This is a genomic window from Nocardia sp. BMG51109, from assembly GCF_000526215.1.
GTDB lineage: Bacteria > Actinomycetota > Actinomycetes > Mycobacteriales > Mycobacteriaceae > Nocardia.
On record NZ_JAFQ01000004.1, the window covers coordinates 7,759,399 to 7,772,839 of the forward strand.

General features: G+C 70.8%; 13 protein-coding genes. 11 read left to right on the top strand and 2 right to left on the bottom strand.

Annotation, left to right across the window (positions count from 1 at the left end; genetic code table 11):
* Positions 1-2: 2 nt before the first annotated feature.
* Together D892_RS0136495 and D892_RS0136500 are read left to right on the top strand one after the other, a co-directional pair.
* Positions 3-548: a hypothetical protein gene (locus D892_RS0136495; protein WP_024805991.1), complete on the top strand. Its 546-nt coding sequence runs from the start codon at positions 3-5 to the stop codon at positions 546-548.
* On the top strand, positions 548-1,150 hold the full coding sequence (locus D892_RS0136500) for a hypothetical protein (RefSeq protein WP_024805992.1): 603 nt from the start codon (positions 548-550) through the stop codon (positions 1,148-1,150). Before D892_RS0136495 ends, D892_RS0136500 begins: the two co-directional genes overlap by 1 nt.
* 147 nt (positions 1,151-1,297) lie before the next feature.
* Here the strand turns inward: D892_RS0136500 and D892_RS0136505 are convergent, their stop codons facing one another.
* Positions 1,298-2,914, bottom strand: coding sequence for a hypothetical protein (locus D892_RS0136505; protein WP_024805993.1), 1,617 nt, complete (start codon positions 2,912-2,914; stop codon positions 1,298-1,300).
* A gap of 107 nt (positions 2,915-3,021) precedes the next feature.
* On the opposite strand from D892_RS0136505, the gene D892_RS44285 reads away from it, so the two are divergent.
* The 6 genes from D892_RS44285 to D892_RS0136535 all read left to right on the top strand — a co-directional run bounded on the left by D892_RS44285 (position 3,022) and on the right by D892_RS0136535 (position 9,347).
* Positions 3,022-3,648 (top strand): QsdR family transcriptional regulator, encoded by a 627-nt coding sequence (locus D892_RS44285; protein WP_024805994.1) that lies wholly within the window; start codon positions 3,022-3,024, stop codon positions 3,646-3,648.
* Positions 3,649-3,761: 113 nt separating this feature from the next.
* Complete coding sequence (locus D892_RS0136515) at positions 3,762-4,901, top strand: sensor histidine kinase (RefSeq protein WP_024805995.1); 1,140 nt, start codon at positions 3,762-3,764, stop codon at positions 4,899-4,901.
* On the top strand, positions 4,898-5,566 hold the full coding sequence (locus D892_RS0136520; protein ID WP_024805996.1) for a response regulator transcription factor: 669 nt from the start codon (positions 4,898-4,900) through the stop codon (positions 5,564-5,566). The genes D892_RS0136515 and D892_RS0136520 overlap by 4 nt, the downstream gene beginning before the upstream one ends.
* Before the next feature lie 146 nt (positions 5,567-5,712).
* Complete coding sequence (locus tag D892_RS0136525; RefSeq protein ID WP_156959852.1) at positions 5,713-6,756, top strand: NAD(P)-dependent alcohol dehydrogenase; 1,044 nt, start codon at positions 5,713-5,715, stop codon at positions 6,754-6,756.
* Positions 6,757-6,957: 201 nt separating this feature from the next.
* A complete protein-coding gene (locus tag D892_RS48105; protein WP_024805998.1) occupies positions 6,958-7,674 on the top strand; it encodes a MarR family winged helix-turn-helix transcriptional regulator in 717 nt (238 codons plus the stop codon).
* On the top strand, positions 7,671-9,347 hold the full coding sequence (locus D892_RS0136535; RefSeq protein ID WP_024805999.1) for a CocE/NonD family hydrolase: 1,677 nt from the start codon (positions 7,671-7,673) through the stop codon (positions 9,345-9,347). The genes D892_RS48105 and D892_RS0136535 overlap by 4 nt, the downstream gene beginning before the upstream one ends.
* A gap of 407 nt (positions 9,348-9,754) precedes the next feature.
* Here the strand turns inward: D892_RS0136535 and D892_RS0136540 are convergent, their stop codons facing one another.
* Complete coding sequence (locus D892_RS0136540) at positions 9,755-10,861, bottom strand: NADH:flavin oxidoreductase (RefSeq protein ID WP_024806000.1); 1,107 nt, start codon at positions 10,859-10,861, stop codon at positions 9,755-9,757.
* A gap of 224 nt (positions 10,862-11,085) precedes the next feature.
* On the opposite strand from D892_RS0136540, the gene D892_RS0136545 reads away from it, so the two are divergent.
* The 3 genes from D892_RS0136545 (at position 11,086) to D892_RS0136555 (ending at position 13,341) form a co-directional block, all read left to right on the top strand.
* Positions 11,086-11,583, top strand: a complete 498-nt coding sequence (locus tag D892_RS0136545) for a pyridoxamine 5'-phosphate oxidase family protein (RefSeq protein ID WP_024806001.1) — start codon at positions 11,086-11,088, stop codon at positions 11,581-11,583.
* Between the two features lie 143 nt (positions 11,584-11,726).
* A complete protein-coding gene (locus tag D892_RS0136550) occupies positions 11,727-12,134 on the top strand; it encodes a YciI family protein (protein ID WP_024806002.1) in 408 nt (135 codons plus the stop codon).
* A gap of 19 nt (positions 12,135-12,153) precedes the next feature.
* The gene (locus tag D892_RS0136555) at positions 12,154-13,341 is read left to right on the top strand and encodes an RNA polymerase sigma factor (protein ID WP_024806003.1); all 1,188 of its coding nucleotides are present in this window, start codon (positions 12,154-12,156) and stop codon (positions 13,339-13,341) included.
* Positions 13,342-13,441 lie beyond the last annotated feature (100 nt).

Consider the following 13,441-nt stretch of genomic DNA (forward strand, 5'->3'; position numbering starts at 1 on the left):
GTATGCGCTTCTTCCAAGTAACCTGCGCCCAGGGATACGAGGATGTCCAGTTCGCCGACCGCAGTGACACGGATCGAATCCGCGACCTGGGGCCCCAACCGCAGTCGGCCACCGACTGGGTCCCGCCGGAGCTGGTTCCGGACCCGTTCGATGAGCGAGGCAGGCCGCTACGCCCGGCCACGGTGATGACCCCGAGCCGACCGAGCCTGACGTTCCGGCCACAGGATCGCAGCCGGGTCGAACCCTACCTCTCGAACTGGGGCGAAATCCTCGCCGCGACAATGTCCGGCCAGTCCATGCTGCTGTTCCACTGCACAACCTACGCAGACGTGTTCGATCTCGATCGATCGAACACCTCGAAACCGGCCAAGATCTTGCCGACCACCACCGTCGTATTCCGGCCCGAGGCAGAAGAACTCGACATTCTCACCGTCAGCACGCACCCGACGTACGGAATGTTCTTCTCCGAGAAGGCAGTCGACTCCATGCGCAGCGACAACGACCTGTTCGCCGGACTCACATTCATCGCCGTCGCAGAGACACCCTGATGGAATCGACTTCGGAGGGCCGATCCGAACCGATCTACGCCTACCGTCCTGTCCGCGACGCCAACTGCGCCCACTATCAGTGGGCACGCCTGCGTTCCTACGACGACGGACAGGCAATAGCCAACTGGGGCACCACACCGTGCGCCGACGACTGGGTGCCGATCACCATCGATCTGATCGACACCGACGACGACGGCGACCCGTTGCTGCCGGCCGACATGCCCTACCTCGACATCGGCACTCTGCTGCTGTGCGGTACGGATACTGTCGCGGCAGCCGCACCGATTCTCGAACCCTACGGTGAGTTGCTGCCCGCGCGGACGTCGACCGGCCGGACGGATCTCGCGGTCTTCCACGCCTTCGGCCTGATCGACTGGGGCGACGAGGCCGAACATCTCAGCGACACCAGCGAGGGCATCCACCTCTACCTGAGTCCGAAGAACCCACACGACATCCGCACCCTCGCGGCGTTCCGGCACGTCATCGATCCCCAGGGTGCCCTGTTCCTCAGCGACCAACTCGTCACGACGCTCGGCCGAGCCGGCGTGACCAGCGGAACCACCTTCCGGATCTGCGCACCGAGAATTGACAGCTGCTGGTGAGCAAAGGTGGTCTCGGGAACGCGGACCGGGCAGCCGGAGCCATCACCCCGATCAGCGCCGGCACGACCACCCTGGCGCATTGCGGATTCGATTGCCGGACAACGGTGTACAGGCTGCCCAAGGTGGAGTCACCCGGCCGGGCAGCGCTCAGGTTCCCTCCGAGAGTTCGCACGTACCGGCCGGGCGGGACAGCGGACCCGCCACGCCGTCGAGGTTGTAGCCGAGGACCCGGTAGCAACCGGACGTCGTCGGCGCGGGATCGTGCCAGCCGCCCGCGGCATCGGTGGTGCAGTGGTCGCAGACCGTCGCCCAGCCGCCGGGGTCGCGCCGCTGCACGGAATAGGTCGGCGAACCGGCGGCGCCTTCGAAGAGAACCGTGCCGTCGGCGACGGAGGTGACGGCCGGCGCGGCGACCGGCGAGTGCGCCGGAGGGGTCGGATAGCCGGCCATGGCGTAGGAGTGATCGCGCAAAAGCTGTGCGCGCGTGGCCATGTCGGCGGCGTCGTGGGAGGCGGTGGCGAGGCCGGTGTAGTACAGCGCCCACCAGTTGCCGTCCTCGCCCCACTCGCACGTCGGCGAGCAGCCGGTGTCGGCCGGGATCGGCTGCCAGCCGTGGCCGGGGGCGTGTGCCTGCAACGCCCAGAAATTGTCCCCCGCCACGGCCGGATCGGACGCCACACCGGTGAGGAAGTCACGCAGCGCCGCGGGCGTGCTGAAATCGGTTCGGTCCCAGCCGAATTCGATCGCCGAGAACGCCTTGCCCGCGGCGGCGACCTGGGCGGCCGTGGCATGCAGCTTCGGGGCGTTGCCGTCGATGCGGTTGCCGCCGGAGATCAGCGGCATCCAGTGCGGGTAGTACTCGGTGGCGTAGACGTCGACGTTGGGCAGCCGCAGCACGCTGTCGGTGACGAACCCGTCGCCGCCGCCGAGGCTGATGTTGACGAACAGCTGCCGCGGTGCGACGGAGCGGAAGAAGTCGGAGACGGTGCGCAGCCAGTTCTCCACCGCCGGAACGGGTGCGCCGTCGAGCAGGTTGAGATTGTTGCCGTCGACCCAGCCGGCGAACGTCGGATCGTCCTTGTAGGCGAGACCGGTGCGCGGATTGACGTGCTCGAGCACCGCACTCATGTGACGCTGGTAGTCGCCGATGATGGCCGGGTCGGTGAAGAATGCCTGCCCGCAGTCGGGCCGGTGCCGCCAGGTGCAGTACCAGTCGTGACTGTCGGCGCTCGGCGAGGTCTGGTCCGGCGCGGGGGCGCCGTTGGCGTCGCCGGAGAATTCGCCGATCAGCTTGAGGCCGTACTCGCGGGCCTTGGCGACCACCAGGTCCAGGTGCGCGAAGGCGTCCGGATTGAACTGTCCCGGTGCGGGTTCCACGCACAGCGGGCAGCCGACCGTATCGCCCAGCGTCTGTGAACGGAGCACCGTGGCGCCCATCTCACGAGCCGTGGCGAAGACATCGTCGAGTTCGTACTCGGTCGGGTAGCGCTGACTGCCCGCCGGGACCGCCGCGGACGGATCGGGGCCGTAGTTCATCAGCCCCAGCCACTCGACGTTCGCGCCGGAGAACCGGAACGGCCGGCCGGCCACGGTCAGCGCCGACCCGTCGCGCTGGACGAACGCGTCCCGGAACTCGTCGACCGACAACCCCGCCACCGGCGGCGGCGCGCCACCGGGATCCGCCGCCGCGGGCTTCGCACCCGCGGGCGTCACCAGGGCGCCGAGGATTACCACCGCCGCGACCAGGATGTACCGAATGCCCAACGCTGGCTCCCGAATTCAGACCGATGTTACATTCTGTCGAAATGTAACTCTGTGTGTCATATCCGTCAAATGTTCCATAGGGGGCCCGAGTGACTACGATGTTCCCCATGGCGTCCGTGACCGGTGATCCCCCGACGCCGGCCTATCTGCACGCCACCGGCGAACAACGGCCGGCGGCCCGCGCGACGCCGGCCGAGGCGTTCGCCGCCGCGCGCCGGCGCTTCCTGCACGGCGAGCGCCTCGACATGGTCGATCTCGCCGCCGAACTCGGCGTCTCCCGCACCACGCTGTACCGCTGGACCGGCGACCGCGACCGGCTGCTCGCCGATGTCGTCTGGCTCGAACTGCGCGGGCTCGTGGAGAAGGCCACCACCGCGGCGCCCGGCGCCGGACTCCCCCGTCTGCAGCAGGGCATCAACTGGTTCCTCGACGCCGCCGCGAAAGCGCCACCGCTGCAAGCCCTTCTGGCCAACGAGGGCGACCGGGCCGTGCGGCTGCTCACCGCGCCCAACGGCCCGGTCCGCCCCCGCCTGGTCCAGCTCCTGGCCGACACCATCGACCACGAGGTCACCCACGGCGGATACCACCCGCCCGCGCCGCCTGCCACCCTCGCCGACGGCATCGTCGCCCTCGGCGAGCGCTACCTGCACAACGGCGGCGACCCCACCCTCAACCCCGACCCGGCCACCGCGCACACCGTCATCGCCCTGCTGCTCCGAGAGCACGCCGGATGACGGAAGCGGCGACGAATGACGTTGTGGCACCGGGGCGGCCCGGAACGGCAGGTTCGGGCACGGCGTGTCCGCTACCGTTTCCCCTCGCCGCCGCCGAGCGCGATCATAGAAGCGTGCGCGACCTTCTCCGCTCGGTGTGGAACGAGCCCCAGGCGCCGGACCCGCCGCGGCGGTCCTGGCGGGACTGGGCGCTCGTGGGCGCATTCGTAGGATTGGCGATCATCGAAGGCATAGTGCGGCAGGATCTTCCACATCGGATCGTCTGGGTGCCGGTCGCGGTCGCGATCCTGCCCGCGCTGCTGTGGCGCCGGAGCAGACCGCTGCCGATGGTTACTGTTGCCTTCACCGGATCGGCCGCGGCGACGGTCCTGCTGGGCGGCGAACAGTCCGGAATCGGCGCCATGGGCGCGATGCTGTTGCTGCCGTATGCGTTGTACCGGTGGGGTTCCGGACGCGACATCGTCATGGGATCGGCGGTCGCCTTCACGACGGCGGGTATCGCGATGCTCGCCGGTGATGTGCGGGTGGGCGACGCGATCGCCGGATTCCTCGTGCTGTCCGCGGCCGTCGCGCTGGGCCTGGCGTTCCGGTACCGTGCGCGGGCGAAGGTCCGGGAGCGGGAACGAATCAAGCTGATCGAACGGGAGCGACTGGCCCGCGACCTGCACGACACCGTCGCACATCACGTGTCCGCCATGGCGATTCGCGCCCAGGCGGGCCTGGCGACCGCCGAGACCACACCCGGCGCGGCCGTCGACGCGCTGCGCCTGATCGAGGCGGAGGCCGCGAGCACGCTCGCCGAGATGCGCACCATCGTGCGCGTGCTCCGGCGCAACCGGCCGGTCGACGACGGTGACCACACCCCCGGCATCGCCGATCTGGCGAGTCTCGCCGCGCAGGCCGGGGCCGGGCCCTCGGTCGAGGTCGAGGTCGACGGCGAAATCGCCGATCTACCACCGGCTCTCGGCACCGCGATCTACCGCCTGGCGCAGGAGTCGGTCACCAACGCCGTCCGGCACGCCCGCAACGCCACCCGCATCGAGGTCCACGTCACGACCGACGACGCGTCCGTGCGGTTGCTCGTGCGGGACGACGGGGACGGCGGTCCCGCCCGCTCCGCCGGAGCGGGATACGGCCTGGCCGGCATGGTCGAGCGGGCCGGCCTGCTCGGCGGCACCTGCCGGGCGGGCCCGAACCCCGAGCGCGGATGGACCGTGACGGCGGTGCTCCCCCGCGAGCGAGCGGCGACGTGAGCGCCACCGGGCCGGGGAGCCTGCGCGTGCTCGTCGCCGACGACCAGGAGATCGTCCGCACCGGACTGGTGATGATCCTCGACGCCCAGCCGGGCATCGAGGTCGTCGGCGCGGCGGCGGACGGCGAACAGGCCGTCCGGCTCGCCCGCGACCTCCGGCCCGACGTGTGCCTGTTCGACATCCGCATGCCGGGCATCGACGGTATCGAGGCCACCCGCCGGCTCGCCGGCCCGGCCGTCGGCGATCCGCTCGCCGTCGTCGTCATCACCACCTTCGACCTCGACGAATACGTCTATGCCGCGCTCCGCGCCGGTGCCCGCGGCTTCCTCCTGAAAGAGGCCGGGCCGGCGATGCTGGCCCAGGCCGTGCACGCCGCCGCCCGCGGTGACGCGCTCATCTCCCCCAGCATCACCGCGCGCCTGCTCACCGCCTTCGCGGGCGCCGCCGCGTCGCCCGCCCAGCCGGCCACCGCGCTCACCGAACGCGAGGAGCAGATCCTGGCCGTCGTGGCGCGCGGGCGGACCAACGGCGAGATCGCGGCGGAACTGCACATCAGCCTCAGCACCGTGAAGACCCACATCGCCGGCCTGATGGCCAAGCTCGGCGCGCGCAATCGCGTGGAGATCGTCATCTGGGCGTACGAAACCAACCGCATCGAGCGTTGACCGACGGCACGCCCCGGCCGAAAGTGCTACCGCGCCACCGGACTATCGGCCGGCTCGGTCCGAGCCGCCGGGCCGATGTGCCGCCGGGCCCGGAGCGCGACGATTGGTCATATCCGCCCGGCGCGACAGCCCCTCAGGAGAAACCCATGTCGACATCGACGAACGCGACAACACCCGACGACGACCGGAAGACGACGATGACGGCGATCGTCCAACGGGGATACGGCCTTCCGCAACGGGTCCTCACTCTCGACGAGATCGACCGGCCCGCACCCGGCGACGACGAGGTCCTGGTCCGAATGCGGGCCACCAGCGTGAACACCCCGGACTGGCTCGCGGTGACCGGCGTCCCGTACATTCTCCGGCTGCAATTCGGGCTCACCCGGCCGGCCACGCCGGTGCGGGGCAGCGACGTCGCGGGCGTCGTGGCGGCCGTCGGCGCGAACGTGACCGAATTCCGGCCGGGCGACGAGGTTTTCGGCTCGCTGTGGAGCGACAACGCGAGGTCGTCGGGCGGCACGTTCGCCGAATACGCGGTGGCCCCGATATCCCAGCTGGCCCGCAAGCCCGCCGCCCTGTCGTTCGAAAGCGCTGCGGTAGCGGGCATGTCGGGCCTCACGGCACTGCTCGCGATGCGCGAGGTGGGCGCGGCCGGACCGGGGAGGCGGGTTCTGATCAACGGCGCGTCGGGCGGCATCGGCACGCTCGCCGTGCAGATCGCCAAGACGCTCGGCGCCCACGTCACCGGCGTCTGCAGCACCCGCAACGCCGAATTCGTCCAGGCCCTCGGCGCCGACGACATCATCGACTACACCCGTGACGACTTCACCCGCGGCACACGACGTTTCGACGTGATCCTCGACAACGTCCTGAACCATCCGCCCGCCAGGACGGCCAGGGCGCTGTCCCCCGAGGGGATCCTCATCCCCAACAGCGTCGGACCCGGCCGCGGGCTGTTCGGCAGCCTGCCGCGAGTCGCACGAGCAATGACGATGCGCTGGGGCTCGACCGACGTCCGCACCGTCACCTGCGCCGTAACCCGAGCCAACCTCGACGCCCTGGCCGCACTCCTGACCTCCGGCGACCTCGAGGTGATCACCGAAAAGACCTACCCCCTCGCCCAGGCCCCCGAAGCGGTCGCCCACATGCTCACCCACCACGCCCGAGGCAACATCGTCATCACCATGTAGTGCCCCCACCAGGCCGCGACCCACAGGACCGGGGTCTTGCGGGACGCGGCTCGACGGCGTGGACGACGATCAGGCGGCGTCGTCCTCGGCTCGGGTGACGTCGACCTCTGCAACAACACTTCCGCGGCACTTGACCCCAGATATGTTTGTGTCAAAACTAGTTGGCGTCACGGACGGAGTGCCGGAGGGAGAACCGCCGCGATGACCGATTTCGACCCGGCGCGGCTCGCCGCCGTCCTCTCGCCGCTGCGCCGGACGCTGCTGGCGAGCACCCGGGCGAGCGCGAACCTGCCCGACATACCGGACGCACAGATCGAGATCGTGCGCGCGCTGCCGCGCGGCGTCGTCCGCTCGCCCGGCGAACTCGCCGAACGGCTCGGCCTCGGCCGGTCCACCGTCAGCAACCTGCTCACCGTCATGACGGACCGTGGCCTGGTGACGCGGCGGCCGAACGCCCACGACCTGCGCCGCGTCGAGGTCGCCGCGACCGCGCGGGCCCTCGCGCTGTTCGAACGGTTCGACGCCACGAGCGCGGCGCTGATGGCCGCGGCCGCCGCGGATCTCGGCCCCGCCGAACGCGCCCGGCTCGCCGACGCGCTACCGGCGCTGGAACGCCTGCGCGACATCCTCGACGCCCGCCGGCACGACGGCGTCGGTGATCCGGCAGCGCAACGGCGCGGTGATCCGGCAGCGCAACGGCGCGGTGATCCGGCAGCGCAACGGCGCGGTGATCCGGCAGCGCAACGGCGCGGTGATCCGGCAGCGCAACGGCGCGGTGATCCGGCAGCGCAACGGCGCGGTGATCCGGCAGCGCAACGGCGCGGTGATCCGGCAGCGCAACGGCGCGGTGATCCGGCAGCGCGACGGCGCGGTGATCCGGCGCCGCACCTGTCCCGATCCCGCAAGGAGGCGGAATGACCACGCTGCGACAGCGACTCACCCGCACTCTCGACGCGCGCACCCGTGGTGACGTCGAGCTCGGACCCCACGACGTCGTCGTCGAACGAAACCTGCGCACGCCCATGGACGACGGGGTGCAGTTGCTCGGCGATCTCTACCGTCCCGTCGGCGCCGACGAGACGTTGCCGACCGTCGTCATCCGCGGCCCGTACGGCCGGCGCGGCGTCCTCGGCGGCACGGCCCGCGGGCTGGCCTACGAAGGATTCACGGTGTTCTTCCAGAGTTCGCGCGGCACATGGGGTTCGCAGGGGCGATTCACACCGCAGGTCGACGAGCAGCGCGACGGCATCGCCACGCACCGCTGGGTGCGCCGCCAACCCTGGTTCACCGGCCGGCTGGTGACCTTCGGCGAGAGCTATATGGGCTACACCCAGTGGGCCGTCGCCGGAAGGATGTGCCGCGAGGACCCCGGCAATGCACCCGAGGCCCTGGTCCTGCAGATCACGATGCCGGACTTCGGCGCGATCACCTGGGACAACGGCGCGTTCTCGCTGCGCAACGCGCTCGGCTGGAGCAACCTGATGGACCGGATGGGCCGCGGCGGGCTCGCGCTGCTCACCATCCCGTTCGCGAACCGCAAGCTGGACAAGGCATTCGACGCACTCCCCCTCGGCGCGGGCGACAGCGCCGCGGTCGGGCACCCGATCCACTGGTACCAGGACTGGGTCCGGCACGAGCGGCTCACCGACGAGTACTGGACGAGCCAGTCGCATACCGCGTCGGTGCCCGATGTCACCGCGCCGGTGCTGATGGTGACGGGCTGGTACGACATCTTCACGCCCTGGCAGCTGCGCACGTACCGGCAACTCGTCGAGGCGGGCAACCCGCCGCGGCTGACCGTCGGGCCGTGGGGACATCTGTCCCGAGGCAAAGCCGGTCCGGCGCACCGGGATTCGGTCGCCTTCCTGAAGGAGGTGTTCGCGGGCGAGCCGTCCGGGCGCGCGACGCCGGTGCGGGCCTACCAGACGGGCGCGCAGACCTGGCACGACCTCGAGGTCTGGCCGCCCGCGGGCACGGCCGGCCGAAACTGGCTGCTGCACACCGGCGGTGGGCTGGCCACCGCCGCCGGACCGGACGGCAGCACGCGCTACACCTACGATCCGGACCGCCCGACGCCCGCGGTGGGCGGGCCGAGCCTGGCGCCGGACAACGCGCCGTCGGACAATGCCGAGCACGAACGCCGCCCGGATGTCGCGGTGTTCCGGTCGGATCCGCTCGGCGAGCACCTCGATATCGCCGGAGAACCGGTGGCCGCCATCCGGATCCGCTCGTCGGCGCCGAGCCACGACGTCTTCGTCCGCCTCACCGACGTCCACCCCGACGGCCGTTCGATCACCGTCTGCGACGGCATCCGCCGCATCGGCTCGATCGGCACCGCCGGAACCGATCCGGAACCCGACGCCGAGGGTTTCCGGGTGGTCGAGATCCCGCTGTGGCCCACGTTCCACCGCTTCGCCGCCGGCCACCGCCTCGGCGTCCAGGTGAGTTCCGGGGCGCACCCCCGCTACGCCCGCAACCCGGGAACCGGCGAACCCGCGCTCACCGCCTCGGCCACCGTCGTTGCGCGACAGGAGATCTCCCACGCGGGCCCGCACGCTTCCCGCATCACGCTGCCGGTGTGGACGCACTGACGGCGCCGCCGGTGCAGACCCGCCGACGGCACTGCCGGTGCAGACCCGCCGACCGCACTGCCGGTGCAGACCCGCCGACCGCACTGCCGGTGCAGACCCGCCGACCGCACTGCCGGTGCAGACCCGCCGACCGCACTGCCGGTGCAGACCCGCCGACCGCACTGCCGGTGCAGACCCGCCGACCGCACTGCCGGTGCAGACCCGCCGACCGCACTGCCGGTGCAGACCCGCCGACCGCACTGCCGGTGCAGACCCGCCGACCGCACTGCCGGTGCAGACCCGCCGACCGCACTGCCGGTGCAGACCCGCCGACCGCACTGCCGGTGCAGACCCGCCGACCGCACTGCCGGTGCAGACCCGCCGACCGCACTGCCGGTGCAGACCCGCTGAGCGGCGCTGCCCGCGACCTAGCGGAAGGGCGTGATCTCCGCGAGTCGGCCGTCCCGCATCTTGTTCACCCATTCCGGGTCGGCCAGCAATGCCCGCCCGACCGCGACGATGTCGAACTCGCCGCGGCCGAATTGCTGTTGCAGCACACGAAAGCGGTCGGCCTGGGCCTCATCGATCCGATCGCCGCGAAAGACGCTGTCCACGCCGACGGAACCCACGGTGATCACCGGCAGTCCGGTGATCTTCTTGGTCCAGCCGGCCAGGCTCAGATCGTCGGCGTGATCGGTGAACTCGGCGATCCAGTGCCGCCGCAGTGAGGTGTGGAAGATATCGACGCCGGCCTCGACGAGCGGGGTCAGCAGTTCCTCGAGTTCGCCGGGTGTGTCGGCGATCCTGGCGGTGTAGTCGGTGCCCTTCCACTGCGAATAGCGGTAGATGATCGGGAAATCGGGACCGACCGCCTCCCGGACGGCGGCCACCACGCGGGCGGGGAACGCGGCGCGCTGCCGCAGCGTTCCGCCGTATTCATCGCGGCGGTGATTGGTTGCGGCCCAGAAGAACTGGTCGAGCAGATACCCGTGCGCACCGTGCAGCTCGAGGCCGTCGAAGCCGCACATCACGGCCAGGCGCGCGGACTCCACGAACGATTCGACCACCGTGTCCAGATCGTCCGACGTCAACGCCCGCCCCACCCGCTGCCCGGTGTGGTTCACACCGGACGGGCTCACCGAGGAGATCTCCGGTTCGAAGCCGGGGTCGTCCCCGCGCTCGACACCGGTGTGCCACAGCTGCGGGACGATGGCGGCCCCTTCCGCGTGCACCGCCTCGGCCACCGCCCGCCAGCCGGCGGCGCTGTCCTCGCCGTAGAACCGGGGCACCGCCTCGACCGGCCCGGCCGCCGGGCCCCGGACGTAGGTCCCTTCGGTGATGATCAGGCCCGCGCCGCCGGCGGCATGGTCGCGGTAGTAGTCGATGTTCTCCGCATTCGGCACACCGCCCGGCGACTTCCCTCTCGTCATCGGAGCCATCGCGAACCGGTTCCGCAGCCGGAGCGGTCCCGCCCGGAACTCGGCGAACAAGTCATCGAGGTAGGCCGAGGGCGCTCCGGCCGATCCCTGTGTCATCGAGCACATTCCTTCCGATTCAACAACTCGACTCCGAACTCCGGGGACAACAGCGGCCACGGCTCCCCCATTCCAGAGGCCACCGCGCGACCCGAGTACCGGCCGTTCCGCCCCGCCGCGAAAAAATCCGGAAATCCCGCGGCATGGATGTCGAGAACGCACGGGCGGCTCCGTCCCAGGGGTACGAGCGGCCGAACGGGCCTCACACCGAAGGAGCGACCACCATGCAGCCGAACGAGATCACCGCGATCCTGAACCTCCCGATCAGCCAGGAACTCCTGGCCCGCGACCTGCTCCGGATGGCCTACGTCGCCAAGGACGGCACACCCCGCAACATCCCGGTCGGCTTCGCCTGGAACGGTTCCGAGATCGTCGTCTGCACCTCGACGAACGCCCCGAAGCTGCCCGCCCTGCGGCACGACCCCGAGGTCGCGCTGACGATCGACACCGAGGTGCATCCGCCCAAGATCCTGCTCATCCGCGGCCGGGCGGAGCTGGACGTGGTGGACGGCATCCCGGAGGAGTACCTGCAGATGAACGGCAGCTACGAGATGACCCCCGAGCAGCGCGTCGAATGGGAGGCCGAGGTCCGCTCGCTCTACGACGGCATGGTCCGGATCGTGATCACTCCGACCTGGGTGAAGCTGATCGACTTCGACACCACCCTGCCCACCGCGGTCGAGGAGCTGATCCGGCGGCGAGCCGAGCGTCAGCGCGCCTGAACTTACCCACCCCGCGGCTCCGCAAGCTCCGCCGCTCACCGTCCCCTGAACCTACCCACCCCACGGCTCCGCAAGCTCGCCTCTTACCGTCCCTGAACCGATCGACCCGGCAAGAATGGGCCTGACGAACCGAGGAGAACATCATGGCCAAATACCTGCTGCTCAAGCACTACCGGGGCGCGCCGGCGCCGGTGAACGACGTGCCGATGGACCGGTGGGCACCGGAGGAGGTGACGGCCCACGTGCAGTACATGGAGGACTTCGCCGAGCGACTCGAGGCGACCGGCGAGTACGTCGACGGTCAGGCTCTGTCCCCGCAGGGCACGTTCGTCCGCTCCGACGGCGCCGGCCGCCCGCCCGTCACCGACGGCCCGTTCGCGGAGACCAAGGACCTGATCGCCGGGTGGACGATCATCGACGTCGAGACCTATGAGCGAGCGCTCGAACTGGCCGCCGAGCTGTCCGCGGCGCCGGGCGCGGGAGGGAAGCCGATCCAGGAATGGCTCGAGGTACGACCGTTCTTCACCGAGTGCCACACGGTGACCGAGTGAGGCGCTGATGGCCGCTCCGCTGCACGAAGCACTGCTGCGCGAACTCGTGCCCGCGGTGATCGGCGTCCTCGTCCGCCGCGGAGCGGACTTCGCCGCGGCCGAGGATGCCGTGCAGGAGGCGATGATCCGGGCACTGGAGACATGGCCGGACGACCCGCCGCGCGATGCCAAGGGGTGGCTCGTCGCGGCGGCCTGGCACAAGTTCCTCGATGCCGCCCGCGCCGAAACATCCCGGCGGGGAAGGGAACTCGCCGTGGAGGTCGAGCCGCCGTCCGGTCCGGTGCCCGGCACGGACGACACGTTGTGGCTGTATTTCCTGTGCGCGCACCCCACCCTGTCGCCCGGGGCGGCCGTCGCATTGACCTTGCGCGCGGTCGGCGGCCTGACGACCCGGCAGATCGCCGCGGCCTACCTCATCCCCGAAGCGACCATGGCGCAACGGATCAGCCGGGCCAAGCGGCGAATCACGGGGCTGCCGCTCGACCGGCCCGGCGACCTCGCGACGGTGCTGCGCGTGCTCTACCTCGTCTTCAACGAGGGCTACAACGGGGATGTCGACCTGGCGGCCGAAGCCATCCGCCTCACCCGCCAGCTCGCCGCCGCTACCGACGAGCCCGAGGTCTCGGGCCTGCTCGCCCTCATGCTGCTGCATCACGCTCGCCGGGCGTCGCGCACCGGCCCGGGCGGGTGCCTGGTGCCGCTCGCGGAACAGGACCGATCCCGTTGGGACACCGGACTCATCGCCGAGGGGGTGACGATTCTGCAGGCCGCGCTGGCCCGCGACCGGCTGGGCGAATATCAGGCCCAGGCCGCGATCGCCGCCCTGCACGCCGACGCCCCGAGCACCTCCGAGACGGACTGGGTGCAGATCGTGGAGTGGTACGACGAACTGCTGCTCCGCACCGACAGCCCGGTAGTGCGGCTGAACCGCGCGGTGGCGGTCGGCGAGGCCGACGGCCCCCGAGCCGGACTGGCCGCCCTGGCCGAACTGGACGCGGAACTCACCCACCCCGCCGGCTACGCAGGCTCACCGTCCCCGGGGCTGCCCCGCCGCACCGCGGTCCGCGCCTACCTCCTCGAACGCGCCGGCGAACTCGAACAGGCCGCCGACCTGTACGCCGAGGCTTCCCGCGCCGCCACCACCGTCCCCGAGCGCGACCACCTCGCCCGCGAGGCGGCCCGGGTACGGCAGTCACTCCGTTCCTGAACCCGGTTGCCGCAGAGCCACATTCGACCCGATCCCGATGACGACCGATCACAGCAGCACCGCATGCGGCAGACATCCGGGGGCGACAGCCCACGGGCCG

Bases quoted from the DNA above. Each gene is read 5' to 3' on its own strand.
- D892_RS0136550 (WP_024806002.1), top strand. From the start codon at position 11,727: ATGGCCAAATACCTGCTGCTCAAGCACTACCGGGGCGCGCCGGCGCCG.
- D892_RS44285 (WP_024805994.1), top strand. From the start codon at position 3,022: ATGGCGTCCGTGACCGGTGATCCCCCGACGCCGGCCTATCTGCACGCC.
- D892_RS0136535 (WP_024805999.1), top strand. From the start codon at position 7,671: ATGACCACGCTGCGACAGCGACTCACCCGCACTCTCGACGCGCGCACC.
- D892_RS0136525 (WP_156959852.1), top strand. From the start codon at position 5,713: ATGTCGACATCGACGAACGCGACAACACCCGACGACGACCGGAAGACG.
- D892_RS0136540 (WP_024806000.1), bottom strand. From the start codon at position 10,861: ATGACACAGGGATCGGCCGGAGCGCCCTCGGCCTACCTCGATGACTTG.
- D892_RS0136545 (WP_024806001.1), top strand. From the start codon at position 11,086: ATGCAGCCGAACGAGATCACCGCGATCCTGAACCTCCCGATCAGCCAG.
- D892_RS0136500 (WP_024805992.1), top strand. From the start codon at position 548: ATGGAATCGACTTCGGAGGGCCGATCCGAACCGATCTACGCCTACCGT.
- D892_RS0136495 (WP_024805991.1), top strand. From the start codon at position 3: ATGCGCTTCTTCCAAGTAACCTGCGCCCAGGGATACGAGGATGTCCAG.
- D892_RS48105 (WP_024805998.1), top strand. From the start codon at position 6,958: ATGACCGATTTCGACCCGGCGCGGCTCGCCGCCGTCCTCTCGCCGCTG.